General features: G+C 61.2%; 29 protein-coding genes and 3 tRNA genes. 22 read left to right on the top strand and 10 right to left on the bottom strand.

What is annotated here, in order from left to right:
* Positions 1–30 precede the first annotated feature (30 nt).
* From C7A17_RS24320 to C7A17_RS26855, 9 genes are all read left to right on the top strand, one after another.
* On the top strand, positions 31–1221 hold the full coding sequence (locus C7A17_RS24320) for a phage tail sheath protein (protein ID WP_106741570.1): 1191 nt from the start codon (positions 31–33) through the stop codon (positions 1219–1221).
* A gap of 46 nt (positions 1222–1267) precedes the next feature.
* On the top strand, positions 1268–1783 hold the full coding sequence (locus C7A17_RS24325; protein WP_106741573.1) for a phage major tail tube protein: 516 nt from the start codon (positions 1268–1270) through the stop codon (positions 1781–1783).
* A gap of 77 nt (positions 1784–1860) precedes the next feature.
* The gene (locus tag C7A17_RS24330; protein ID WP_106741576.1) at positions 1861–2211 is read left to right on the top strand and encodes a phage tail assembly protein; all 351 of its coding nucleotides are present in this window, start codon (positions 1861–1863) and stop codon (positions 2209–2211) included.
* An 8-nt stretch (positions 2212–2219) separates the two neighbouring features.
* Positions 2220–2342 (top strand): GpE family phage tail protein, encoded by a 123-nt coding sequence (locus C7A17_RS24335; protein ID WP_106741578.1) that lies wholly within the window; start codon positions 2220–2222, stop codon positions 2340–2342.
* The gene (locus C7A17_RS24340) at positions 2332–4896 is read left to right on the top strand and encodes a phage tail tape measure protein (RefSeq protein ID WP_106741581.1); all 2565 of its coding nucleotides are present in this window, start codon (positions 2332–2334) and stop codon (positions 4894–4896) included. The genes C7A17_RS24335 and C7A17_RS24340 overlap by 11 nt, the downstream gene beginning before the upstream one ends.
* Positions 4897–4915: 19 nt before the next feature.
* Entirely contained in the window at positions 4916–5368 is a 453-nt protein-coding gene (locus C7A17_RS24345; RefSeq protein WP_106741583.1) for a phage tail protein, read from the top strand.
* A gap of 23 nt (positions 5369–5391) precedes the next feature.
* Positions 5392–6618 (top strand): phage late control D family protein, encoded by a 1227-nt coding sequence (locus tag C7A17_RS24350; protein WP_106743154.1) that lies wholly within the window; start codon positions 5392–5394, stop codon positions 6616–6618.
* A 55-nt stretch (positions 6619–6673) separates the two neighbouring features.
* Positions 6674–7786 (top strand): DUF6161 domain-containing protein, encoded by a 1113-nt coding sequence (locus tag C7A17_RS24355; RefSeq protein WP_106741586.1) that lies wholly within the window; start codon positions 6674–6676, stop codon positions 7784–7786.
* 84 nt (positions 7787–7870) lie between these two features.
* Positions 7871–8836: a hypothetical protein gene (locus C7A17_RS26855; protein WP_158704704.1), complete on the top strand. Its 966-nt coding sequence runs from the start codon at positions 7871–7873 to the stop codon at positions 8834–8836.
* Positions 8837–8874: 38 nt separating this feature from the next.
* Here C7A17_RS26855 and C7A17_RS24365 read toward each other — a convergent pair whose 3' ends face one another.
* From C7A17_RS24365 to C7A17_RS24400, 7 genes are all read right to left on the bottom strand, one after another.
* The gene (locus C7A17_RS24365; protein WP_106741591.1) at positions 8875–9060 is read right to left on the bottom strand and encodes a hypothetical protein; all 186 of its coding nucleotides are present in this window, start codon (positions 9058–9060) and stop codon (positions 8875–8877) included.
* A gap of 79 nt (positions 9061–9139) precedes the next feature.
* Complete coding sequence (umuC, locus tag C7A17_RS24370; RefSeq protein WP_106741593.1) at positions 9140–10399, bottom strand: translesion error-prone DNA polymerase V subunit UmuC; 1260 nt, start codon at positions 10397–10399, stop codon at positions 9140–9142.
* Positions 10399–10830, bottom strand: coding sequence for a LexA family protein (locus C7A17_RS24375; protein WP_106741596.1), 432 nt, complete (start codon positions 10828–10830; stop codon positions 10399–10401). The genes umuC and C7A17_RS24375 overlap by 1 nt, the downstream gene beginning before the upstream one ends.
* A 79-nt stretch (positions 10831–10909) precedes the next feature.
* Entirely contained in the window at positions 10910–11392 is a 483-nt protein-coding gene (locus C7A17_RS24380; RefSeq protein WP_106741599.1) for a hypothetical protein, read from the bottom strand.
* A gap of 491 nt (positions 11393–11883) precedes the next feature.
* Entirely contained in the window at positions 11884–12438 is a 555-nt protein-coding gene (locus C7A17_RS24390; RefSeq protein WP_106741604.1) for a hypothetical protein, read from the bottom strand.
* An 84-nt stretch (positions 12439–12522) separates the two neighbouring features.
* Positions 12523–13257: a hypothetical protein gene (locus C7A17_RS24395; protein ID WP_158704705.1), complete on the bottom strand. Its 735-nt coding sequence runs from the start codon at positions 13255–13257 to the stop codon at positions 12523–12525.
* Positions 13258–13277: 20 nt separating this feature from the next.
* On the bottom strand, positions 13278–13619 hold the full coding sequence (locus C7A17_RS24400; RefSeq protein ID WP_199796463.1) for a helix-turn-helix domain-containing protein: 342 nt from the start codon (positions 13617–13619) through the stop codon (positions 13278–13280).
* Positions 13620–13702: 83 nt separating this feature from the next.
* On the opposite strand from C7A17_RS24400, the gene C7A17_RS24405 reads away from it, so the two are divergent.
* The 13 genes from C7A17_RS24405 to C7A17_RS24460 all read left to right on the top strand — a co-directional run bounded on the left by C7A17_RS24405 (position 13703) and on the right by C7A17_RS24460 (position 22083).
* On the top strand, positions 13703–13915 hold the full coding sequence (locus tag C7A17_RS24405) for a helix-turn-helix domain-containing protein (protein WP_106741612.1): 213 nt from the start codon (positions 13703–13705) through the stop codon (positions 13913–13915).
* 29 nt (positions 13916–13944) lie between these two features.
* Positions 13945–14415 (top strand): YmfL family putative regulatory protein, encoded by a 471-nt coding sequence (locus tag C7A17_RS24410; protein ID WP_106743157.1) that lies wholly within the window; start codon positions 13945–13947, stop codon positions 14413–14415.
* Positions 14412–14717 carry an ogr/Delta-like zinc finger family protein gene (locus tag C7A17_RS24415; protein WP_106741615.1) on the top strand — a complete coding sequence of 102 codons (306 nt, stop codon included), beginning with the start codon at positions 14412–14414 and terminating at the stop codon, positions 14715–14717. The genes C7A17_RS24410 and C7A17_RS24415 overlap by 4 nt, the downstream gene beginning before the upstream one ends.
* On the top strand, positions 14714–14938 hold the full coding sequence (locus C7A17_RS24420; protein WP_106741618.1) for a hypothetical protein: 225 nt from the start codon (positions 14714–14716) through the stop codon (positions 14936–14938). The genes C7A17_RS24415 and C7A17_RS24420 overlap by 4 nt, the downstream gene beginning before the upstream one ends.
* A 71-nt stretch (positions 14939–15009) precedes the next feature.
* Positions 15010–15258: a hypothetical protein gene (locus C7A17_RS24425; protein WP_106741620.1), complete on the top strand. Its 249-nt coding sequence runs from the start codon at positions 15010–15012 to the stop codon at positions 15256–15258.
* A 5-nt stretch (positions 15259–15263) separates the two neighbouring features.
* Positions 15264–18110: a toprim domain-containing protein gene (locus tag C7A17_RS24430; protein ID WP_106743159.1), complete on the top strand. Its 2847-nt coding sequence runs from the start codon at positions 15264–15266 to the stop codon at positions 18108–18110.
* 18 nt (positions 18111–18128) lie between these two features.
* Positions 18129–18254 carry a hypothetical protein gene (locus C7A17_RS27220; RefSeq protein ID WP_267895732.1) on the top strand — a complete coding sequence of 42 codons (126 nt, stop codon included), beginning with the start codon at positions 18129–18131 and terminating at the stop codon, positions 18252–18254.
* A gap of 52 nt (positions 18255–18306) precedes the next feature.
* The gene (locus tag C7A17_RS24435; protein ID WP_106741623.1) at positions 18307–18873 is read left to right on the top strand and encodes a hypothetical protein; all 567 of its coding nucleotides are present in this window, start codon (positions 18307–18309) and stop codon (positions 18871–18873) included.
* Positions 18870–19184 carry a hypothetical protein gene (locus C7A17_RS24440; RefSeq protein ID WP_106741626.1) on the top strand — a complete coding sequence of 105 codons (315 nt, stop codon included), beginning with the start codon at positions 18870–18872 and terminating at the stop codon, positions 19182–19184. The genes C7A17_RS24435 and C7A17_RS24440 overlap by 4 nt, the downstream gene beginning before the upstream one ends.
* 56 nt (positions 19185–19240) lie before the next feature.
* On the top strand, positions 19241–20200 hold the full coding sequence (locus C7A17_RS24445; protein WP_106741628.1) for a hypothetical protein: 960 nt from the start codon (positions 19241–19243) through the stop codon (positions 20198–20200).
* A 58-nt stretch (positions 20201–20258) separates the two neighbouring features.
* Entirely contained in the window at positions 20259–20513 is a 255-nt protein-coding gene (locus C7A17_RS24450) for a hypothetical protein (RefSeq protein ID WP_106741631.1), read from the top strand.
* Positions 20503–20709 carry a hypothetical protein gene (locus C7A17_RS24455; protein WP_106741633.1) on the top strand — a complete coding sequence of 69 codons (207 nt, stop codon included), beginning with the start codon at positions 20503–20505 and terminating at the stop codon, positions 20707–20709. The genes C7A17_RS24450 and C7A17_RS24455 overlap by 11 nt, the downstream gene beginning before the upstream one ends.
* A 207-nt stretch (positions 20710–20916) precedes the next feature.
* Positions 20917–22083, top strand: a complete 1167-nt coding sequence (locus C7A17_RS24460) for an Arm DNA-binding domain-containing protein (RefSeq protein WP_106741636.1) — start codon at positions 20917–20919, stop codon at positions 22081–22083.
* Positions 22084–22217: 134 nt separating this feature from the next.
* Here the strand turns inward: C7A17_RS24460 and C7A17_RS24465 are convergent.
* From C7A17_RS24465 to C7A17_RS24475, 3 genes are all read right to left on the bottom strand, one after another.
* Positions 22218–22302: transfer RNA gene (locus C7A17_RS24465), tRNA-Leu, on the bottom strand.
* A 56-nt stretch (positions 22303–22358) separates the two neighbouring features.
* Positions 22359–22434, bottom strand: a tRNA-His gene (locus C7A17_RS24470).
* Between the two features lie 39 nt (positions 22435–22473).
* Positions 22474–22550 (bottom strand) — tRNA-Arg (locus C7A17_RS24475).
* Positions 22551–22697 lie beyond the last annotated feature (147 nt).

Here is a 22697-nt window from a genome sequence, read left to right on the forward strand (position 1 = left end):
CAACGGCACCACGCCACCAGGAGCTAGCCCATGTCCACCGAATTTCACCATGGCGTGCGCGTCCTCGAAATCAACGAAGGCACTCGCCCCATCCGCACGATCTCCACCGCCGTGGTGGGCATGGTCTGCACTGCCAGCGATGCCGACCCCGAGGTCTTCCCGCTCAACAAACCCGTACTGCTCACCAACGTCCTGACCGCCTCCGGCAAGGCCGGCGAGCTCGGCACCCTGGCCCGCAGCCTGGATGCCATCGCCGACCAGACCAAGCCCGTCACCGTTGTGGTTCGCGTAGCGGATGGCGAAGGCGAAGACGCCGCCGCCAAAGAGGCCGACCAAACCACCAAGATCATCGGCGGCGTCACCGCTGGCGGCCAGTACACCGGCCTCAAGGCGCTCATGGCGGCCGAGGCACAGCTCGGCGTGCGCCCGCGCATCCTCGGCGTGCCGGGGCTCGACAACTTGCCGGTCACCACCGAGCTGGCCACCATTGCCGAGCAAATGCGCGCCTTCGCCTACGCCAGCGCCTGGGGCGCCGACAACGTATCCGAGGCCATCGCCTACCGTGAGGGCTTCGGCTCGCGCGAGCTCATGCTCATCTGGCCCGACTTCATCAACTGGGACACCGCCACCAGCAGCAACGCCCCGGCCGCAGCCGTAGCCCGCGCCCTCGGCCTGCGCGCCAAGATCGACCAGCAGGTCGGCTGGCACAAAACCCTGTCCAACGTCGCCGTCAACGGCGTTACCGGCCTGTCCCGCGACATCTACTGGGACCTGCAGAACCCCGCCACCGATGCCGGCCTGCTCAACGCCAGCGAAGTCACCACCCTGATTCGCCGCGACGGCTTCCGCTTCTGGGGCAACCGCACCACCAGCGCCGACCCGCTGTTTGCCTTCGAGAACTACACCCGCACCGCCCAGGTGCTGGCCGACACCATGGCCGAGGCCCACTTCTGGGCCGTGGACAAGCCCATGCACGGCAGCCTGGTCAAAGACATCATCGACGGCATCAACGCCAAGTTCCGCGAGCTTAAAACCGGTGGCTACATCATCGACGGCCAGTGCTGGTTCGATGAAGACGCCAACGACAAGGACACCCTCAAGGCCGGCAAGCTGTTCCTCGACTACGACTACACCCCCGTGCCGCCGCTCGAAGACCTCACCCTCCGCCAGCGCATCACCGACCGCTACCTCATCAACTTCGCCGACAGCGTGAAGGCCTGACCCATTCACCCGCGCGGCCCCGGCCGCGCCGTAGGAGAGCACCACCATGGCGCTGCCCAAAAAGCTCAAGCACATGAACATTTTCAACGATGGCAATAGTCACCAAGGCGAGGCCAAGACCGTCACCCTGCCCAACCTCACCCGCAAGCTGGAAGCCTTCCGCGGGGCCGGCATGGACGGCCCGGTAAAAGCCGACCTCGGCATGGGCGATGACGGCATCCAGCTCAGCTACACCCTTGGCGGCTGGGCACTGATCACCCTGCGGCAGTACGGCGCTGTTCGCGCCGATGGCGTCATGCTGCGTTTCATGGGCTCCGTTCAACGTGACGACACCGGCGAAGTCAGCGCCGTCGAAGTCGTCGTGCGTGGCCGGCATGAGGAAATCAGCTTCGGCGACGCCTCCCCCGGCGAAGACACCGAGCACGAAATCACCGTCACCTGCAGCTACTACAAGCTCACCGTAGACGGCGAAGACATCATCGAAATCGACCTCCTCAACTTCGTCTTCATCGTCGACGGCACCGACCTGCTAGAAGCGCACCGTCGCAACATCGGCCTGTAACCCGCATAACCCACCCCCGATGCCGGCAGCGCTGCCCCGCAGCGTGCGCCGGCCCTTACACCCGAAGGAGCCCACCCATGGACAACGACGAGAAAAAGCAGGATTCGGCCGCCGCAGAGGCCGCCCCGGCCAAGAACCCCAACGAGGCCACCGTCACGCTCGACACCCCCATCGTGCGCGGCAACCAGACCATCAACGAAATCGTCCTGCGCAAGCCGAAATCCGGCGAGCTGCGCGGCGTCGCCCTCACCGACCTGCTGCAAATGGACGTGCTCGCACTGCGTAAAGTGCTGCCGCGCATCACCACCCCCAGCCTGACCGACTACGAGATCGGCAACATGGACCCAGCCGACCTCGTCGACTGCGCCGGCAAGGTGGCGGTTTTTTTGCTGAAGAAGTCGGCGAGGGAAGCTGTCCTCGACGCGTAGACGACGCCATGGCGGACATCGCCATGGTCTTTCACTGGGCGCCGGCCGACATGGACGCATTCGGCCTGGCAGAACTGATCGACTGGCGCGAAGAAGCCAGAAAGCGTTGGGAGCGGCAGCATGGCCAATGATTTGAAAATGGAGGTCATCCTCCAGGCGATTGACCGTGCCACCCGCCCCATTCGCGCCATCACCCAGGGCAGCGTTGGGCTGGGTCGCGCACTCAAGGAATCCCGCGACCAGCTCAAGGCCATGCAGGCCCAACAGCGCGACATCAGCAGTTGGCGCACCCTGCGCACCGCCGCCGGGCAAACCGAGCAATCACTCCAGCAAGCCCGCGACCGAGTCAAGGAACTCGGCCGCCAGATGGCTGCCAACGGCGTGCCCACGCGCCAGATGCAACGCGACCTGCAGGGCGCCATCCGCGAGGCTACCAAGCTCAAGCGCGAGCACCAGGAGCAACAGACCCAGCTCCAGGGCCTGCGTAACAAACTTAACGCCGCCGGCATCAGCACCCGCAACCTGAGCACGCACGAGCGCGAGCTCCGGGGTCGCATCGAGCACACCAACAAGAGCATTGCCGACCAGACCAAGCGCATGCAGGCGCTCAGCCAGCAGACCAAACGCCTGGCCCAGGCCCGCGCACAGTACGACAAAACCCAGCAGCTCGCCGGCAGCATGGCCGGCTCCGGCGCGGCTGGCCTGGCGTCCGGTAGCGGCATCCTCTACGGCCTGCGTACCGTACTGGCGCCGGGCCTTGAGTTCGACACCACCATGAGCAAGGTGCAGGCCCTCACAGGCCTAGACAAAGCCGACGAGCAGCTCGCAGCCATCCGCGCCCAGGCCCGCAAGCTGGGCGCCGAAACCATGTTCAGCGCCACAGACGCAGCGCAAGGCCAGGCGTTCCTGGCCATGGCAGGCTTCACGCCGAAGAACATCATGGCCGCCATGCCCGGCCTGCTCGATATGGCCAAGGCCGGCGATATGGAGCTCGGCCGCACCGCTGACATTGCCTCCAACATCCTCGGCGGATTCCGCATTGACCCCAGCGAAATGGGCCGCGTCGCGGACGTACTCACCAAGGCGTTCACCACCTCCAACATGAACCTGGAGATGCTCGGCGACACCATGTCATACGTCGGCCCTGTAGCGGCCACGGCAGGCATGAGCCTTGAAGAGGCCGCCGCCATGGCCGGCCTGCTCGGCAACGTCGGCATTCAGGCGACCAAGTCCGGTACCACCTTGCGCGCCATGCTGCTGCGCCTGGCAGCCCCCGTAGGCCCGGCCCAAAAAGCCATGAAGGAACTCGGCATCAGCGCCAAGGACTCCGAGGGCAATATCCGCGGTATCACCACTGTCCTGGGCGAAGTCGCCAAGGCCACCGAGAAACTCGGAGACGGTGATCGGCTGGAATACTTCAAGGCCATCTTCGGCGAAGAGCCCGCCGCCGGTATGGCCGAACTGATTCACCAGGCCGGCGCCGGTGGCATCCTCAAGTACCTGGAAGTAGTCGAGAACAACGCCGGGGCCGCCGCCAAAACCGCCAAGATCATGGCCGACAACCTCACCGGCGACTTGGACGAACTCTTCTCCGGCCTCGACGAGGTACGCATCGAGCTGTTTGACCAGCAAAACGGCGCGCTGCGCGAGTTCGTCCAGGGCCTCACCGAAATGGTCGGCCGCCTTGGCGTCTGGGTGAAGGAAAACCCCAAGCTCACCGCACAGATACTCAAGATGGTCGCCGGCCTGGGGCTGATCATGGCCACCATGGGCGGCCTGACGCTGATGCTCGCCTCGATCCTCGGCCCCTTCGCCATGGTGCGCTACGCCATGATGCTGCTCGGCATTAAAAGCCTTGGCGCTGTGGCAGGTCTCAAGGCGGTCGGTGGAGTGCTGGTGTGGCTCGGCCGCGCCCTCATGCTCAACCCCATCGGCCTGGCCATCACCGCCCTGGCGGCCGCCGCGCTGATCTACGAAAACTGGGATCGAATCGTCCCCTTTTTCCAAAGCCTGTGGCCGCGCGTCACCGAGGGCATCGCCAACCTGTGGGCAGAGATCAAGGCCGGGTTTGCCGGCGGCTTCAGCGGCATCACCGCGCTCATTCTCAACTTCTCCCCGTTGGGCCTGTTCTATCGCGCCTTCGCCACAGTCATGAGCTACTTCGGCGTAGAGCTGCCCACCAAGTTCAGCGAGCTCGGCGGCAACATCATCCAGGGGCTGATCAACGGCTTCACCAGCATGTTTCCCAAGCTCGCATCGGCCATTGGCGGCGTGGCAGAGGGCGTCGTCACCAAGTTCAAGGGCTTGCTCGGCATCCACTCCCCGTCGCGCGTCTTCGCCGAGCTGGGCGGCTTCACCATGCAAGGGCTGGAAAAAGGCCTTGTCGGTGGCCAGGGCGGCCCGCTCGACGCCGTACTCGGCCTGGGCAAGCAACTGGCTGCCGCTGGTGCCATCACCTTCGGCGCGGCCGGCAGCGCCATCGCCATGGACAACCGCCCGCCGCTCGGCGCCGGCGGCCCGGTCGGTGGCGCCCAGGTGCAACAGGCAGCCCCCATCGTCATCAACGTGCATGCAGCGCCAGGCATGGACGAGCAGCAGCTCGCCCGCCAGGTGGCCGCCGAAGTGGCCAAGATCCAGCGCGCCCAACAGGCCCGCAGCCGCAGCGCACTGTCAGACCAGGATTGATTAACCAGGAGCACCCGCCATGATGATGGCCCTCGGCATGTTCACCTTTGGCCTGCCAACCATTGCGTACCAGGAGCTGCAGCGCTCCACCGAGTGGCGCCACGGCTCCACCAGCCGCATCGGCACCAACCCCGCCAGCCAGTACCTGGGCAGGGGGGAGGACACCATCACACTGCCCGGCACCCTGCTGCCCGGCCTAGTCGGCTCGCCGCTCAGCCTCGACACCCTGCGCATGATGGCTGACACCGGTAAAGCCTGGCCCCTGGTCGGCGGTACCGGCCGCATCTACGGCGCATGGGTTATCACCAGCATCAGCGAAACGCAGCAAATATTCTTCGAAGACGGCACCCCACGCCGCTACGAATTCACCATCAACCTCAAGCGCATCGACGACGGCCGCACCGACATGCTCGGCAGCCTCACCGGCATCCTCGGCGGCGCCCTGCGCGGCGTACTCGGTGGGCTGCTGTGAGCCTGTTCAGCCAAGCCGAGCAGATGCTCGAGCGCGCCGCCAACGGCTACCGCGACCTCACGGCCTACCCGCGCCCCATCTGCCGCCTGGTGGTCAACGGCACCGACATAACCAACGCGATCGAGGCCCGCCTTATCAGCATCGAGCTGACGGACAATCGCGGGCTGGAGGCTGACCAGCTCGACATAAGCCTCAGCGACCACGACGGCCTGCTCGCCATCCCGCCACGCGGCGCCACCCTTGAGTTGTGGCTTGGCTGGAGTGATACCGGCCTGGTCGACAAAGGCACCTACACCGTTGACGAAACCGAGCACAGCGGCGCGCCGGACACCCTCAGCATTCGCGCCCGCAGCGCCGACATGCGCGGCGGCCTCAAGGTCAAACGCGAACGCTCATGGGACGGCACGCCGCTGGCCTTCATCATCAGCGCCATCGCCACCGCCTACGGCCTCACCCCACTGGTTGGCGCCGGCCTGGCCGCCATCAACATTGCCCACCTCGACCAGGCCAACGAGTCAGACGCCAACCTGCTCAGCCGCCTCGGCCGCGAGCATGACGCCATCGCCACCGTAAAGGCCGGCCGGCTGCTGTTCATGCCCACCGGCAAGGCCACCACCGCCAGCGGCCTGGCCCTGCCACACGTCACCCTGACCAGGGCAGACGGCGACCAACACCGCTTTCTACAAGCCGACCGCGACGCCTACACCGGCGTAAAGGCCTACTACTACGACGTGAACAGCGCGGACAAGAAAGAGGCCATCGCCGGCGCCGGTGACAACCTCAAGGAACTGCGCCACAGCTACACCGACCAGGCCAGCGCCCTGCAGGCCGCCCGCGCCGAGTTCAACCGCTTGCAACGCGGCACCGCCACGCTCAGCTACACCCTGGCCAAGGGCCGGCCGGAGCTCATCCCCGATCAGACCTACAGCCTCACCGGCATCAAGACCGAGATTGCCGAAATCATCTGGCTCGGCGGCAACATCCGCCACAGCTTCACGCCCGACAGCTACACCACGTCCTTGGAGCTGGAATCACAATTGCCGCACGGCGAAGACATCGCCGGCCTCGCCGAGCAGAGCGACACCTATACCGGCATCGTCGCCTGGTACCGCGACGCCAAAACCGGCAAGCAACACCAGCTCACCGAAGGCGACCAGACCAACCCCCGCCGCCTCACCCACCTCTACGAGAGCAAGGCCAGCGCCCAGCGGGCGGTTAAGCGCGAGGTAGCGCGGTTGAACGACACATAGACAGTCGGCCCCACGAAAGGTAGCGTTACGCCACCACGACTGTAGGGATACATCTATGTTCATTGAGTTGATTGACGCACGAGGGGAAGTGAAGAAATTTGCGTCTCAGAAGTCGTTCAAGATGTTCGCGCGAAAAGAAGTTAAGTTCTGGCAAGATATTCAGGAAAAATATCCCCCTCGTAATGACTACCGAGGATACGGCGGAAAACATTGCGGACAAAGTCTCACAGAAATTTTACAGTCCGCTAAGCAAATTGAGATTTTGTTTCAAAAGCTGGCCGGCAAAAGAGCATACGAAAACACCCCTGAGCTTTTGAACCTAAAAGAGGGCATCAGATCGCGCTGGCTATTAAGCAGCTCTGAGTTCGCCAGAAAATGGCTTAAACTATATGAAACAGAACAAACATATGGCGATGACTTCTACTACACATCCATAGAGAAATCATCTACACCAGGTGTCTTCGCAGCCAATGAGCTCACAATAAGAAAAATCCTTCCTGAAAGTATTGAAACAACCCTTAACCTAACAAGAGAGCACATTCAAGAGCTGAGTAATTCAATTGACGAGGTCAACAGCCTCAAGGAACGGATATTCAAATCAGCCGAAAAACAGCGCACCCAACTAGACAACCAACTTCACAGACAAAACACCCTTTGGAAAGAAAGCCTGAGCCATCTGGAGGCGACCTATCAAGAGCATCTCCGGCTCAAAGGACCTGCCAACTACTGGGAGGAAAAGTCCCGGACTCACTGGGTGCGCGGCACTATTTTTTTCGTCTTGCTATTCGCACTGCTAATTTCTTCGATAGTGGGCTTTGGAATTTTCTTTTCCATTTGGCTGGCAGGAGAGCGAACACCTGTCTCACTGAGCCATATCGAAGGTCTGTTAATATTCGTCGCCATGATTTCTACGCTGGCATTCCTATCCCGAGTTCTCTCCCGTGTGGCATTTAGTGAGTTCCATCTGCAGCGTGACGCAGAAGAAAGACTACAGCTGACCCACCTTTATCTTTCGCTCAGTAAAGAAACATCTCTCGAAGATGATGCTCGCGTGATCATTCTTCAGTCCCTGTTTAGCCGGGCCGAGACAGGATTGTTAGTGAATGAATCTGGGCCTACGATGCCAGGAATCGTAGATCTATTGAGCGCCATCAAGAAGTCCAGCTAGACAGCTATCTAGCGGACAGCACCAGAACAGCACAGTCACACAGTATTGCGCATCAGCATCACTACTTTTCGGATAGGCATGCACATGGAAGCAGGATTTTCCATTCTAACTTTTTATGTATATTTCCCACTACTACTAGCCGCAATAAGCCTTTATGCAAAAAGGCAAGGCTTCGCCCATCTCAGTCCTTTGGGATTTCTTTTCAACCGACTCAAGTATGCCAGCACTGAAAACAGATACTTTGGCCTTTTAGTTCTAGTCATTTTATTTTCCGCCCCCGCCGCCGCATACGCAAAATATATCAACAACGACAGCACAATAGCAAAAGCCATTGCAACATCAGCCTTAGCAGCACTACCAACAATATCGGTGATATTTATATTTTTCTCCGAAACCATCAGAAAAATCTATAAGAAGTACGCACTATTCTTCACTGCCATCATTAGCATTTCGGCTGCAATAAACTATTCAATGGCAACTAGCTTTGCAGAGGGCATCATCAATGACCTGACGGGTGTCAGAGCAAGCGAGCTTCCAACGGCTTTAACAAGACTCACACTAATCATGACACCGGTAGCTTGTGTATTCGCAATCACAATCTGGTCGCTTGTGTTCTACATTATTACGCTTTTCCTACCATCCAACAGGAGCCGTAAAGCCAGCACAAGCTCCCCCTGCTCTCCTCTAAGCACGCCCACAAAAATAGATCACCTTGCAGATTTTACTAGCGGCTATGCAGTAGCGCTTGGATTTTCAATGCTGGCAATCGCACCTTTAAGTATCGCCAGCTTTATACTTAGCTCTAACTGGGCAGATCAAAAAGTTAGAGAACAGCTGGTCAGCGCGAGTTTCCATATACAAGCAAAGACTTGCGGAGTCGAGAATATAAAAGGCGCCAAAATCGCATACCTGGAGTATGGGAAAGCACTCATTGCAATTCCTGACAAGGAGAAGAGCTATATCTTCGATCGAGTACTTTGCACTCAAACATGGGCTACCGCTGACAAGTTAAATACTACTTACGGCGCGCCGGTCGTTTCTCAGCCGTAACAATGTAGCAAGCCCCGCACTCAGCGGGGCTTCTTCTTTCACCTGGGCGAATCTCGCGTCGCCAGCGCTTCGATCGCACGACGCATAAACGCCTGTTCGCCCTGGTCGAGCTGGCGGTAGAACCGCAGCAATAGCCGTTCCTCTGGCGTTACCCACTCCTGCAAGGGCTGCACACCCTGATCCTCGGGTTGACCGGCCGCAGCCTCTCGAACATCACTACTCATCTGCATACTCCGTCATTGGCAGTTGTCCGAAAACCTTACCGCCCTTCTGAAATATGCAACCCCGCATAAACCGGGGCTCTCAGCGCACCTCGGGCAAATCCCCCCAGCGGCTTGTATAGCGCGGCGAACGCAGCTCCTGCTTCATCGACCACCCGCCCAACGCCGGCACACGCGCCAGGCGCACCGTGCCGCGCCCCATGGTGTGGTTGATCTTGTCCAGCGTCGCCATCAGCTCAGCGCTGCGCGGCCGTGGCGCCGGCGCGAACAGATCGGCCTGTACCTGCCCCGGGCTGGCCAGGTTCATCAGCATCACCCCGGCTTTCTGGTACCGGTAGCCGTCGCGGTAAATGCTCTCCAGGCCGGCCAGCGCCGCCTGCACCAGGTCACGCGAGTCATTGCTCGGCGCATGCAGCGGCACGCTTGCCGTGCGCGCATAGCGCGGCTCGTCCGGGTTAAACACCCCGGTGCGGATATACACCTGCAGCAACTGGCACACATCGCCTTGCGCTCGCAGCTTCTCGCCGGCGCGGCAGGCGTAGGTGGCCACCGCTTCGCGCAGCGGCGCCAAGGCCGTCACCCGGCTCGAAAACGAGCGGCTGCAGGTGATCATCTGTTTCGGCTCCGGCCCCTCGTCCAGGGCGAAGCACGGCTCGCCGCGCAGCTCGCGAATCGTCTTTTCCAGCACCACCGAGAACTGCTTACGCATCGTCTTGGCGTCCTGCTGCGCTAGATCCCACGCCGTGTTTATGCCCATCGCCCCCAGGTGGCCCTGTAGCTTGCGGCCTACCCCCCACACCTCGCCCAAGGGTGCGTCCTTCAACAGCGCCGCCTGCTGTTCAGGCCGAGTCGCCACCACCACCCCGCTCTGGCTACGCCGCTTCGCCGCCCAGTTGGCCAGCTTGGCCAAGGTTTTCGTGGTGCTGATGCCCACACCGACAGGCATACCCGCCAGGCGTAACACCTCGGCCCGCACATGCCGGCCATAGGCGGCCAGCGGTAGGCCGAGCCCGGCCAGGTCAAGGAAGCATTCGTCGATCGAGTAAACATCAATGCGCGGCGCCATCTCACGCAGCACCGTTTGCACGCGCGCCGAGATATCGCCATACAGCGCGTAGTTGCTGCTGAATGCCTGCACCCCGTGCTCCCGCACCAGGTCGCGTATCTTGAAGTACGGTTCCCCCATGCCGATGCCCAGCGCCTTGGCCTCGTTGCTGCGGCTCACAACGCAGCCATCGTTGTTGCTCAGCACCACCATCGGCACGCTGCGCAAGTCCGGCCGGAACAGCCGCTCGCAACTCACGTAAAAGTTATTGCAGTCCACCAGGGCAAAGGTCGGCATCACACACCTGGCAGCTTATGGATGCAGTTGGTCACCACGCCGAATATCTCCAGCTCTTCACCCTCGCTCAGGTGAATATCCGGGTAGGCCGGGTTCGCCGCATGCAGCACCGGGCGCCCGCCCTGGCCGCCCAACTGCTTGCAGGTAAAGGCGCCATTCACCAGCGCCACCACCACCATGCCGACACGCGGAGCGATCGAGCGATCCACCACCACGATATCGCCGTCGAATACCCCGAGGTCGCGCATGCTGTCGCCCCGCACGCGCAGAAAGAACGTGGCCGCGGGGTGCTGCACGCACAGGTCATCCAGGCTCAGGTTGGCGTCTACATGGTCTTCAGCAGGCGAAGGGAAGCCGGCAGAAACCCGGCACAGGAACAACGGCAAAGGCCGGCTGGGCAGCGCCAGGCGGCCGAGAAGCGTCAAGGGCATGATGGCTCTCAAGAATACTGTATAGCTATACAGTATTATCGAGTACCCAACCTAGCAACGCCAACCGATGGGAGGTCACTCATAGCGGGTCGCCCACCAACACGGCCTTGCCGGTATCGACTTGGCAGTCATCAGCGCCTGGGCGCCACTGTAGCGTGGCGCCCTCGCCCACCAGGTCAACATGCAGAATGCGATCAAGGCATTCGCCCATGCCGTCCTTGTTGATGGCTACCAGGCGCTGTTCGTCCCAGGTGGTCACCTCATAGTCGAACGCCTGCGCCTCCAGATCCCGTCCTTGCGTATGGTTCAGCAACGAGGCATAGGCCTCCAGACAGGTTTGGCGCTCACGGTTGCAGATGATCTGCACGCCATTGGCCACGCCGTGGTCGTAGCCCTCAACGGTATGCCAGCCGCCCCAAACGACAAGGCTGTCGCCCAGGGCAATGCGCAAGGGGGGAATGGTGGTGCGTTCCAGCGGGGCGGGGCCGACAAACCAGATGGCCGCATAAGCGGCCATCAGCGCGGATGCGAGGGCAACTGCGAGATAGCGAAGAATGGGCATGGTCGAACTCCTTTTCGAGGGTGGTGCCGTCCTGGCAACCTGAAGCGTAGTCGATTATTGGAGAATGCTGTAATGCTTAACGCTACAGCACTCACTAGCTATGCGACGGGGCTCTAGGAAGAGCAATATTTCTACTCCCCGATTCGATCCAAATTCACAATAAGGTCATCAATAATCTCATCAATCTTGTAATACCTTCTATGAGCGGCACTGTGGAGCGACTCTAAAATGCGGAATTCATTAATTTCATCATCCGTGCAGTAATATCGATCAACCTGCTGACCATCCTTATTTAGAATACATATGTCGATAACGAGCTCATTCTCCTCACCCCACTCATTTCGCGACCAATATCTATCCACAGTCAACGAGTTCTCACCCACCGAACAGATAAACTCCTTATCTCTAGATGTTTTATCCCAATTCAAAAGAGAAGAAAGTGTCTTTTCAGTCAACTTCAATACGAGATGTTTAATTTTTTCGTCCACAAATCACCCTTTATTCTTCGTGATACTTTGAATCTGGGAAAGTAGATCTATTGTCTTTTCCAGAATTTCATTAACATTCGCAATTTCGTGACTACTCATCCCAGTTGCGGGATCTTTTTCAAAGCCATTAATAACCAGATTCAAACGAACAATCTGCCTCCCAGCGTCGTCACCATGACTTTTTAGGCTTGAGTCTGAAGAATGAGCAATATCATATAAAATCTGCTTTAACTCTTGAAGGCGCGGAATAGCTATCTCACGCTTGCCATTCCTGCAATGTATCTGAATTTCCTGTGCGACCTTCACGCCCCTCGCCCAGTCAGCCACACATGCCAGAAGCAATACTTGTTTTTTTGTCTCTTCTGCGGCACCAGCAATAATCACCGACTCTTTCTTAACCAATGAAACCTGAACAATGGTATAGCACAACCCCAGCAGGGTCCCTACGGTGCCAAAAATTGATAAATACTTTAATTGAAACGAAGTCAGATCAGCATCAGCAATAAAATAGGAGACAAGTAAGGCTGCTATCGGAACTGCAATTAGAAATGTTTTCATCTAAGAAAAATCAACCTTAGTTTTGCCTTAGCCAATTACAGCCACAGGTTACAGCCCTCACTGCTACTATTTTCCCGCATTTCGCTATTGACTCTGCAGCGCAGCAACGAGCGCTTTTTGCCCTTCCGGCTTGAAATACAGTGCCTCGAAAGGCTTCGACCACTTATCAAACTGGATGCCCAGATCAGCGTTCGGCGTCACCAGATCGTCCAGCGAAGAAACGTCAATCAACCCGGCGACAGCTTGTAAAGCCTCATCGCGAGTCACAGTGATCTCGACTTTAGGAGCGTCAAGGTAGCGAGCTGAGTACGGATTGAGCGTCACCTCCATCGGCAACGCACTGACGTGGACGCTGGGCGCATCGGTGTGAATCAGCGTGCGGTAAACGCCATAGAGCGCGACACGGCGCACCTCCGCGAGCTTCACTTCGTCCAGATCGTTCGCGACAACCTGAGTGGCCATTTGGATGTGCAGCGGCTCGCTGGTTATCACCTTGAAGGTGCCGTTCTCCTCAGAGAAATCGGCCTTGTCATCGATCATCTGCGTGACCGAGGCAAACTTCATCGGCTTGAGCGACTCGGCCTTAACGGTCGAGGTCTTGTCAGTGCCTGTGGCCGCAAGTTCCTCTTTCGGCTCAGCGGTAATCAGCCCAGTGCCTACCGCAACCATGACCAGCAACATGAACGCAAACGAGCCGGCAAAGCTCCCTGCCAAGTGCCTGATGAACCACCCGCTGCCCTTGTTGCGCATCGTTCTGGCTAGCCAGAACCAAACCCCAACAAGCGCACCTAGCGCCACCAGCATTACCAACGCATCCATGTGTTTTCCCCTACTTGTGCTTACTTCTTCACGTCATACCGTCTGGCCATTTCGGCCAAGGCAGTAACCATTTTGTGGGTGTGGTGCCGGTCGCCTTCGGGCAACTGGCGGTAGTGCTCGACGAGGTCTACCTCGTCTCCATTGAAACTACTGGAGGCCTCAGGCGTGCGCCGCCCGGTCACGACATAGAGCACGTCAACGCCCATTTCGTCAGCGGCAGCCAGATAAGCAGCATCAGGGCTGCGCTCGCCCTTTTCGTAGTTGTACTGGCTGTTTTTCGAAGCTCCGGCCTTAGCTGCGAACTCCGTTTGGTTCAGCCCGATACGCTCGCGTTCTTCCTTCAGGCGCTCGCCTATTCCCACAAATGTCTCCAACGGCATTTGACATTCCCACATTCATGGGAAATACTCCGCCTTAATCACACGAAATCACACGAAACAGAACTATGCCGAACGCCTACCCCACAGAGCAAGCACGCCAGGCCGCCCGCGCCCGCCTTGCCGCTATCGGTATTTCCATCCGGGAATGGGCCGAGAAAAACCAGCTCGACGAGTCCACCGTCTACGCCGTGCTCAACGGGCAGAAAAAGTGCCTGCGCGGCAAAGCCCACCGCGCTGCCGTACTGCTCGGCATCAAGGAAGGCACGGTCGCACAGTAGTGGGCCTGGCCAATGGGGGAAACGAGAAGATGAAGCGCCCGATTCTTGATAGCCGTCGTCGTGCGGTGCTGGCCGTGGTGGCCGCCTTCCCAGGTGGCCGCGAATGCGCCGCCACCTGCCTAGGGCTGGATCTCAAGCAGTTCGATAACAAGCTGTACGAGAACCCCGGCCACCGCCCGCTGACGGACGAACAGGTGCTGCAACTGGAGAAGGTCGCCGGCACCACCTATCTGCCCGACTACCTCACCGGCCTCTACAACGGTGTGTACGTCGCCATGCCCGAGCCGGCAGACACAGACAACATCGACCTGCTGGCCCGCGCCATGGGCACCGCGGTCAAGCGCGGCAAGGTCGACGCGATGATCCTCAAAGCCCTGGAAGACGGGCAAATCGACGAAGCCGAGCTGGCCAGCATCATCACCGCCCACCGCCAGCACATCGCCGCGCGCCACGCTGAAGTCGGCGCCATCCTCGCCCTGCACAGGAAGCCCCAGCCATGACCACCAACAGCGGCGGTTACAAATGCCTCTGCCCGGCCTGCGGCAGCCGTATGCGCATCCGCAACAGCGAAACGCAAACGCCCACCTTCAAGACCATGTACGCGCAGTGCTGCAACCTGGCCTGTGGCGCCACTTATACCGGCTCGCTCACCTGGGATTACGCGCTCAGCCCCAGCGGGTTGGACAAGCCACGTATCAGCCTGCCCATCGCCCCCTCGGTGCAACGCATGCAGGCGCTGCGCGACAGCCAGCCGAATACCGACCAGCTCGACCTGCTCGATGCCATGGAGGCCACCGCATGAATGCCGTCCAGCCCCTGCCGCACGACTACCGCAGCCAGATGCAGGCCCAGGCGCTCAGCTACCTGCAACAGCACCAGGCCGAACACCTAGGCGATGACGCCCAGTTGATCGAGCGCACCACCAGCCACCTGGTGCATCAACTGGACGTACCACTGTTCATGGCCCCACGCCTGGTGGCCCTGGCCATCAGTGAGCTACCGCCGCCCGCTTTCCACCCATAAACGCACCACCCAGCCCCTGCCCGCCTTGCGTGGGTAAGGGGGAGCTGCACCCAGCATTCGAGGTTTGCGCCATGCCAGACGCCGTCGACATCCAGTTGCACATGCCCAAGCCAGAGGCCCAGGCACTGCTCACCAGCCTGCGCGAAGAGCTGCGCCAGGGCATGCAGTTGCACTGGTACGCCGACCGCTACCGCGAGGTGCCGGCAGGCCTTCGTAGCCAACGCATCCTCACCGACTACCCGGCCCTAGCCGGCCACAAACGCACCATCGGCGCGCTGCAAGCCGCGCTCAACGTCTCCCAACAAGGCCCAGCAGCATGAGCCAGATGCAAACCAAACTGCGCGACGAGATCGTCACCCGTATCCAGCGCGACTACCCCGGCCTCAAGCCCATCCGTGGCACCCAGTACATGCGCAAGGGCAAGTGTCCGGCCTGCGGCAAGCCCGAGCTGTACACATTCACCGACTCGCCCTGGCTGCTGATCTGCGGCCGAGGCAAATGCGGCGCGCAGTACCACGTCAAAGACCTCTACGACGACCTGTTCAACGACTGGAGCGAGCGCGCACCGGCCACCGACCAGCAACCCAACGCCACCGCCCGCGCCTACCTGGAATTCGCCCGCGGCTTCCGCATGGAGCTGATCGAAGGCTGGTTCACCCAAGAGAACTTCTGGTCACGCGAGCTCGGCTTCGGCAGCGCCACCGTGCGCTTCCCGCTGGCCAAAGGTGGCTACTGGGAACGCCTGATCGACCGCCCCGAGCGCTTCGGCAAGCAGAAGGCCCGCTTCGCGCCCGGTGCCAGCTACAAGGGTGTCTGGTGGTGCCCGCCGTCGCTCGACCTCACCACGCTGGACGAGCTGCATATCGTCGAGGGCATCTTCGACGCCATCGCCCTGCTGCACCACGACGTGCCGGCCGTCTCGGCCATGAGCTGCAACGCCTTCCCCGAGCAATCGCTCCGCGAGCTGAAACAGGCCTGCATCGACGCTGACCGTTGCCTGCCCACCCTGGTCTGGGCGCTGGACAACGAGCCCGTAGCCCGCAGCTACACCCGCAAATGGGTCGCCCAGGCCCGTGCACTCGGTTTCACCTGCGAGGCCGCGCTAATCCCCCAGCGCGGCAAAAAAGTGGACTGGAACGACCTGCACCAGCGCTGGGCCTTCATAGACGACGCCGAACAGCGTGCAGAGCGCGTAGCGGCCGATCTGGACGAAGCCCGCTACCAGGGCGCCCTGCTGATCGCCGACAGCGCCTCGGAAAAAGGCCTGCTCATGTACCAGCGCAACGAGTGGCGCGAGTTCCACTTCGGCTTCGACAACCGCCTGTATTGGTGGTCGCTCGACCTGGACAAATACAACAAGGCCGTTCAGGCGATCGAGGGCGACGACAAGGGCGAACACCGCGAGCTGAGCAACGCGCAAATCCGTGAACGCGCCTTGCGCCTGTCCGGCAGCGTCAACGAAATCGCCAACTGCTACTTCGAAGCCCTGTACTTCCAGCGCAACGAGATCACCGACGAATCCTGGTACTACCTGCGCGTCGACTTCCCCCACGGCGCGCCCAGCGTCAAGAACACCTTCACCGCCACCCACATCGCCGCCGCCAGCGAGTTCAAAAAGCGCCTGCTTGGCATGGCCGCCGGCGCCATGTTTACCGGTACCGGCCAGCAGCTCGAAAAGATCATGAAGCTGCAGACCTACGGCATCAAAACCGTCGAAACCATCGACTTTGTGGGCTACAGCCGCGACCACGGTTGCTACGTGTATGGCGATATCGCCGTCAAGGACGGCCAGGTCTACGAGGCCAACGCCGAGGACTATTTCGAGTTCGGCAAGCTGCGCATCAAGACCCTGCAAAAAGGCGTCACCATCCGACCCAGCCGCGACGCGAAGGCCTACAGCAGCGAATGGTTCGAGCTGCTCTGGACGTGCTTCGGCGCCCAGGGTGCGGTGGCCCTGGTGTGGTTCTTTGGCTCGCTGTTCTGCGAACAGATTCGCGCCCGCTGGCAGTCCTTCCCCTTCCTGGAGGCGACCGGAGAGGCCGGCGCCGGCAAAACCACCCTGCTCAACCTGCTGTGGAAGTTGCTCGGCCGCCCCGGTTACGAGGGCTTCGACCCGATGAAATCCACCAAAGCAGGTCGCTCGCGCCTCATGGGTCAGGTGGCCGGCATGCCCGTGGTGTATCTGGAGGCCGACCGCCACAGCGACGACAAACCCCACGCCAAAACCTTTGAATGGGACGAGCTGAAAGACTTCTTCGGCGGCGGCACCCTGGCCACCAAGGGCGTGAAAACAGCGGGCAACGAAACCTACGAGCCGCCCTTTCGCGGCACCATCGCCATCAGCCAGAACGCGGCCGTAGTGGCACACGAAGCGATCATGACGCGCATCTGCAAGCTGCATTTCGTGCGCCCCCAGGTAACGCCGGAGAGCCGTGCAGCGGCGGACAAACTCAACGCCCTGGACGGCGACATGCTCAGCCACTTCCTGCTGCTGGCCATCAAGGCAGAAGCCGGCGTGCTGGACGCCTTCGCCGAGTACTTCCCCGGCTATGAATCGCGCCTGCGCCGCCTGCACACCCACTGCTGGCAGTGCGAGACGCCCTACGCCACCGCCAACGAAAGCCACGCCTGCCCGAACTGCGGCAACACCCTGCGCGGCTACATCCGCGTCGAGCGCATCAGCAAGAACCACGCGATGCTGCTGGCCCTGCTGCACTGCCTGCGCCAGGTTGCGCCCATCAGCGACGCCCAGGTCAGCGCCACGCAACGGCAGATCATCACCATGGCCCTGGAGCGCCAAGCATCGATCAGCGCCGACCACCAGCACGTGGCCGAATTTTGGGAAGTGTTCGACTTCCTCGAAGGCCTGGACGGCGAAGGCCCGGTGGTCAACCACAGCAACAACGCGGAAAAGGGCGAAATCGCCATCAACCTCAACGACTTCTACGAACGCGCCCAGGAGCACAAGCAGAAGTTGCCGGACATCAACGTGCTGCGCGACCTGCTCAAGGAAAGCCGCTCCCGCAAGTTCGTCGACGCCAACGTCGCAGTGGCCAGCGCCGTGCGCAAGCACCAGGCCAAGCGCAACAACCTCACCGTCTTCAAGTCCCCCACCGTGAAGTGCTGGATCTTCCAGCAGCACCCCAAAGCCGGCGCGGCAACGCCGGCATAACCCCGAAGGAGAACCACCATGCAACCCAGCAACGACACCCCCACCAGCACGGTCTGGACGCTGATTTTCAGCGGCCTGGCCATGTTCGTCCTGTTCGCCGCGTGCAGCGCAGCGCCTGACGCCCTGCTGGCCGTCGCTCACTGACCCAACCGCACAGGCGCGGCAACGCCTGGGCACCATCCGAAGGAGAACCACCATGCAGCACCACTACAAATCCACCGCACCGGCCACAGTGGCCATCGTTCAAGAGCTGTACCAGGCCAAGGCCGAGCTACGCGCGAAATCCGCCGCGCTTGGCGCATTGTTTGGCACCATCACCTGCAACTACGCCGGCGGCGTGAAACTCAGCGCAGACAAGGCGCTCGATGTGCACTGGCGCCGCCCTGACGAATGGGGCTACCGCGAACTGCGCACCAAGCCCGTCATCCCCAAGGGCACCGAAAAGAAAGAGCGCGCCGATATACGCGTCGAGCATGAGCGCCTGCTCACCCTCTGGCGCGAAAACTACCCGCCTCGCATCGACGTACACAGCTACTGGGATCGCCTCGGCGTCAACACCGGCAACCTGCTCCTGTGTGGTGGCGTTACGTTCGAGCACCAGGGCACGGCTTACTTCCTCCTGGGTTTCTCGATCGACGAGGCCGACCACCTGGCCAAAGTCGCCGCCGGCAAACCCACCTCCGGCTGGATCGAGGGCGCGGTCGAGATTCTCCCCTCCGAGTACGCAGCGGCTGTCGAGGCGTTCAAGGGAGCGCAATCATGAGCAAAGACCTCGCCTGCAAAGTCACCGACCGTGGTTTCCCGATCATCCTCTTCGAGGATGAGTACGGCGAAAGATGCTCACTTCAGATCAGCAGCCTGATGGGCGACCAAGTGTTCTGCTGGTTCGGCGTCACCAGCCCCACCATCCAGGTCATGGAATCTGGCAAGGGCTGGCAGCCCGTGAAGCTGCCAGTGGGCGCCGTAGTCAGCAGCCGAATGCACATCAGCCAGGAACAGGTGCGCCAACTACTGCCACACCTGCAGGCCTTCGCCGAATCTGGCGAGTTCGCCTTCGACCCACTCAGTAGCTGACCCACTCCAGCCCCGTCGAGCGGCAACTCGGCGGGGCTACCCCAAGGAGAACCACCATGCACCTACAACCCCACCACCGCTGGCCGCTGCTGGCCATGGTCGCCGCCCTCGCCGGCGTCACGGCCACGTCGGTGGCGATGGCCATTTCCGCGCTGATCGACAACACCGTGTTGGCCACCCTGTTCGCCTCGGCCGCCGTGGTGCTGGATCTATTCAAGTACGCCGCGTGGCCGCTCGCCCTGATGCTGCTGGCAGCCCGCCGCATCCTGGCCGCGCTGCTGATGATGGCCAGTGCCCTGGCCTTGGGCACCGTTTCTGGCTGGGCCACCTACGACCGGCTTATGTCCTCGATCATCACCAGCCAGGCCGAACACCAGGCGCAACACGAACAACGCCAGGCCGACCTACTGGAGCTGCGCCAGGCCGACGCCGCCCGCATCGAGCAGCTCGACGCCGAAGCGGCCGCCGTGCATCACCAGGCCAACGCCCTGCGCGAGCGCGGCATGGTCAGCCGCGCCCTGGAGCTGGAAAGCGCCGCCCTCACTCGCATCGACACCCAACGCACCGCCGCCCAGGTACGCCGCGACACCGCATCGCAGGAACTCACCGCCCTGCGCAGCCAACCGGCCAAGGCGGCAGGCCTGCCGCTGGAACTGGCCACCCTACTCTGCCTCGGCTTCGCCCTGGCGCTGGAGGTGGTGCCAGCACTGATCCTCAGCGCACTGCGCCCCGTACCCGTTACCGAAACCGCGCGCGCTACTGCGCCGGAACGCCAGAAACGCCCCGAGGAACGCCCCCAGGAACACGCGAAAACGCAGCCAGAAGCCGCAACAGATGAAGCGTTCCCGGCTGACCTGCTGCAACTGATCGCCCGCACGGAAAGCGGCACCAAGCTGGCCGTCAGGCAGGTCGCGAAGGAATTGAGGATGGGCAGCGAAAGAACCACCCGACTGATGCAGCAGGCCACAGAAGCCGGCCTGCTGAGCAAGACCGCCTCTGGTTACGTGGCGGCATAAAGAAAGGCCCCGGTGAGCGGCAACTCACCAGGGCCAACCAACCCCAAGGAGAACCACCATGCAAGTGAAAAACCAAGAAGTCAGCGCCGATAAGGCTACCACACCGGGGCGGCGCACACGCCCAACCCTGGCCAGTCACCGACTCGACCTGCCCAGCATCTGCGACATCTGCGGCAAGCCCCGCTCAACCGGCAAGCACGCCAAATGCAGCCGCACCCGCCAGCAAACCAAGCAGGCCGAGTGGTCGGCCTTCATGGCCGAACTGGCCGCCAAACGCCTCGCCAAACAGGAGCGCCGCCGCTATGGCCGTTGAAATCCGCTGCCGCTACGCCACCGGCACCTACGTGGCCACCGTCAAAGGCGAGAAGCGCACCGCCAGCAACACCATCAGCGCCCGCCACGCCGCCGAAGCCATGGCCGTAAAACTCGGCCTCGATCCGGCCCGCTTGGTGGAGAAACAACGCGACCTGATCGACCCGAAAGACCGCGTCGTCTTCACCCATCCATGAGAGTCAGCGCGGCAAGAAGAATAGATGGAGCACCCGACACGGCCGTGATCCTTGCCCGATGCACGGCCGGCGGGCGTGGGTCGAGTATACCGCCCCGCGCCCTGCCGCCTGGCAAGAATCGGGCACTGCATCTTCTCGGCCCGCATATGGGCCGAGTTTTTTAATGGCTCATACACTGGGCCTTTCGTTGTTTCGCGTGGGTACGCAATGGCAAAGGGTGTAGAGGTACGCGGCAACCGCGTGCGCGTGTATTTCCGTTATCAGGGCGAGCTGTGCCGCGAGCCGTTCAACGGCGACGCCACGCCCGAAAACGTCGCCCAGGCTGAGCGCCTGGTCGGCATGATCGAGTACGAAATCAAGGCGGGCACCTTCAGCTATGCCCGCCACTTCCCCGACTCGCCCAGGGTGAAAACCAACACCCTGGGCCACTACATGGATCTGTGGCTCGAGATCAAACGCAACGAGATGGCCCCATCCGGCTTCCGCACCTACAAGAGCAAGGTCGAGACGCACATCCGCCCGCGCTGGGGCGACGAACAGGCCGACGCCATCGACCACCTGCACTTACAGGAATGGGTGCACAAGACGCTGATGCCGTCCCTGCATAACCGCACCGTGCGCGAGATCGTCAGCCTGGTGAAGCAGATATTCACCCTGTACCGCGCGCGCAACCGCTCGGCGCACGACCCGACAGAGGGCATCACCATCCGCCAGCCCGACCCGGACGAGGTCGACCCATTCGACCGTGAGGAAATCGACGCCATCCTCAGCACGCCCACGGACAAGCTCCAGGAGCTATATCTCGCTCAGTTCATGCTGTGGACGGGGCCGAGGGTGTCGGAGGCCATCGCCCTGGCCTGGGAGGACGTCGACCTGAAGGCCGGCACGGTGAGGTTCCGCCGTGGCCAAGTGCGTGGCGTGTACAAGGTTACGAAGAACAGGCGGTCAAACCGCGAGGTGCGCTTGCTCAAGCCAGCGCTCCAGGCGCTGCACGCGATGGCCATGCACACGCAGAAGCTCAAACCGGTGGAAGTCGAGGTGCTCGACCGTGACAACAAGACCAGGAAGCGCCAGGCGCTGCGGTTCGTGTTCCACTGCACCAGCACCGACGCAGCGCACAGCAGCTCGGACATGCTGCTCAAGGGATTCTGGCGCCCGCACCTGGAAGCGGCCGAAGTGCGGTACCGGGGGCCGAACAACTGCCGCCACACCTACGCCAGCCAGTTGCTGACCACCGGAGCTGTGACGCTGCAATGGCTCAAGGACCAGATGGGCCACACCACCATTGCCATGCTTGAACGCCATTACGGCAAGTACATCAGCAAGGACGGCCCGGACATGATCCCCTTGCTGGAGCAAGCCCTAAAGCTCTGAATCAGAGCCCCAGAAACGACGAAAGGCAGCCCGCAGAGGCTGCCTTTTTCGTTCCACCATTCCCAGAGTGTTCCCAAAACGCTCCCTTCTGAGAAGCGATCCGGCTACAACCCCCGGAAATACTGGCTTGTACATGGTGCGGACGGAGAGACTCGAACTCTCACACCTTGCGGCGCCAGAACCTAAATCTGGTGTGTCTACCAATTCCACCACGTCCGCGTGGCTTTGCAGCTTAAAACAAAAACGCCAGGCTTTTGGCCTGGCGCTTTGGAATATGGGGTGGACGATGGGAATCGAACCCACGACACCAGGAGCCACAATCCTGTGCTCTACCAACTGAGCTACGCCCACCATATTGCATTTGCTTACCCAGCTTGCCTGACCGCCAAATGGCGCACCCGGCAGGACTCGAACCTGCGACCATCCGCTTAGAAGGCGGATGCTCTATCCAGCTGAGCTACGGGCACTTATCCATCCGCTAGCGCAGACTTAAAGCTTTTGGCTCCAACCTCACCACCAGGGCTTGGCTCTTGCCGCCTCACCCAGCGAGTGGCTGTTCCTGAGAAGCGGGGCGAATGTTATAGACGCCTCCCAACCTCGTCAACAGAAATTTT

Origin of the sequence: Pseudomonas mendocina (genome assembly GCF_003008615.1) — a bacterium.
Classification (GTDB): Bacteria; Pseudomonadota; Gammaproteobacteria; order Pseudomonadales; family Pseudomonadaceae; genus Aquipseudomonas; species Aquipseudomonas mendocina_C.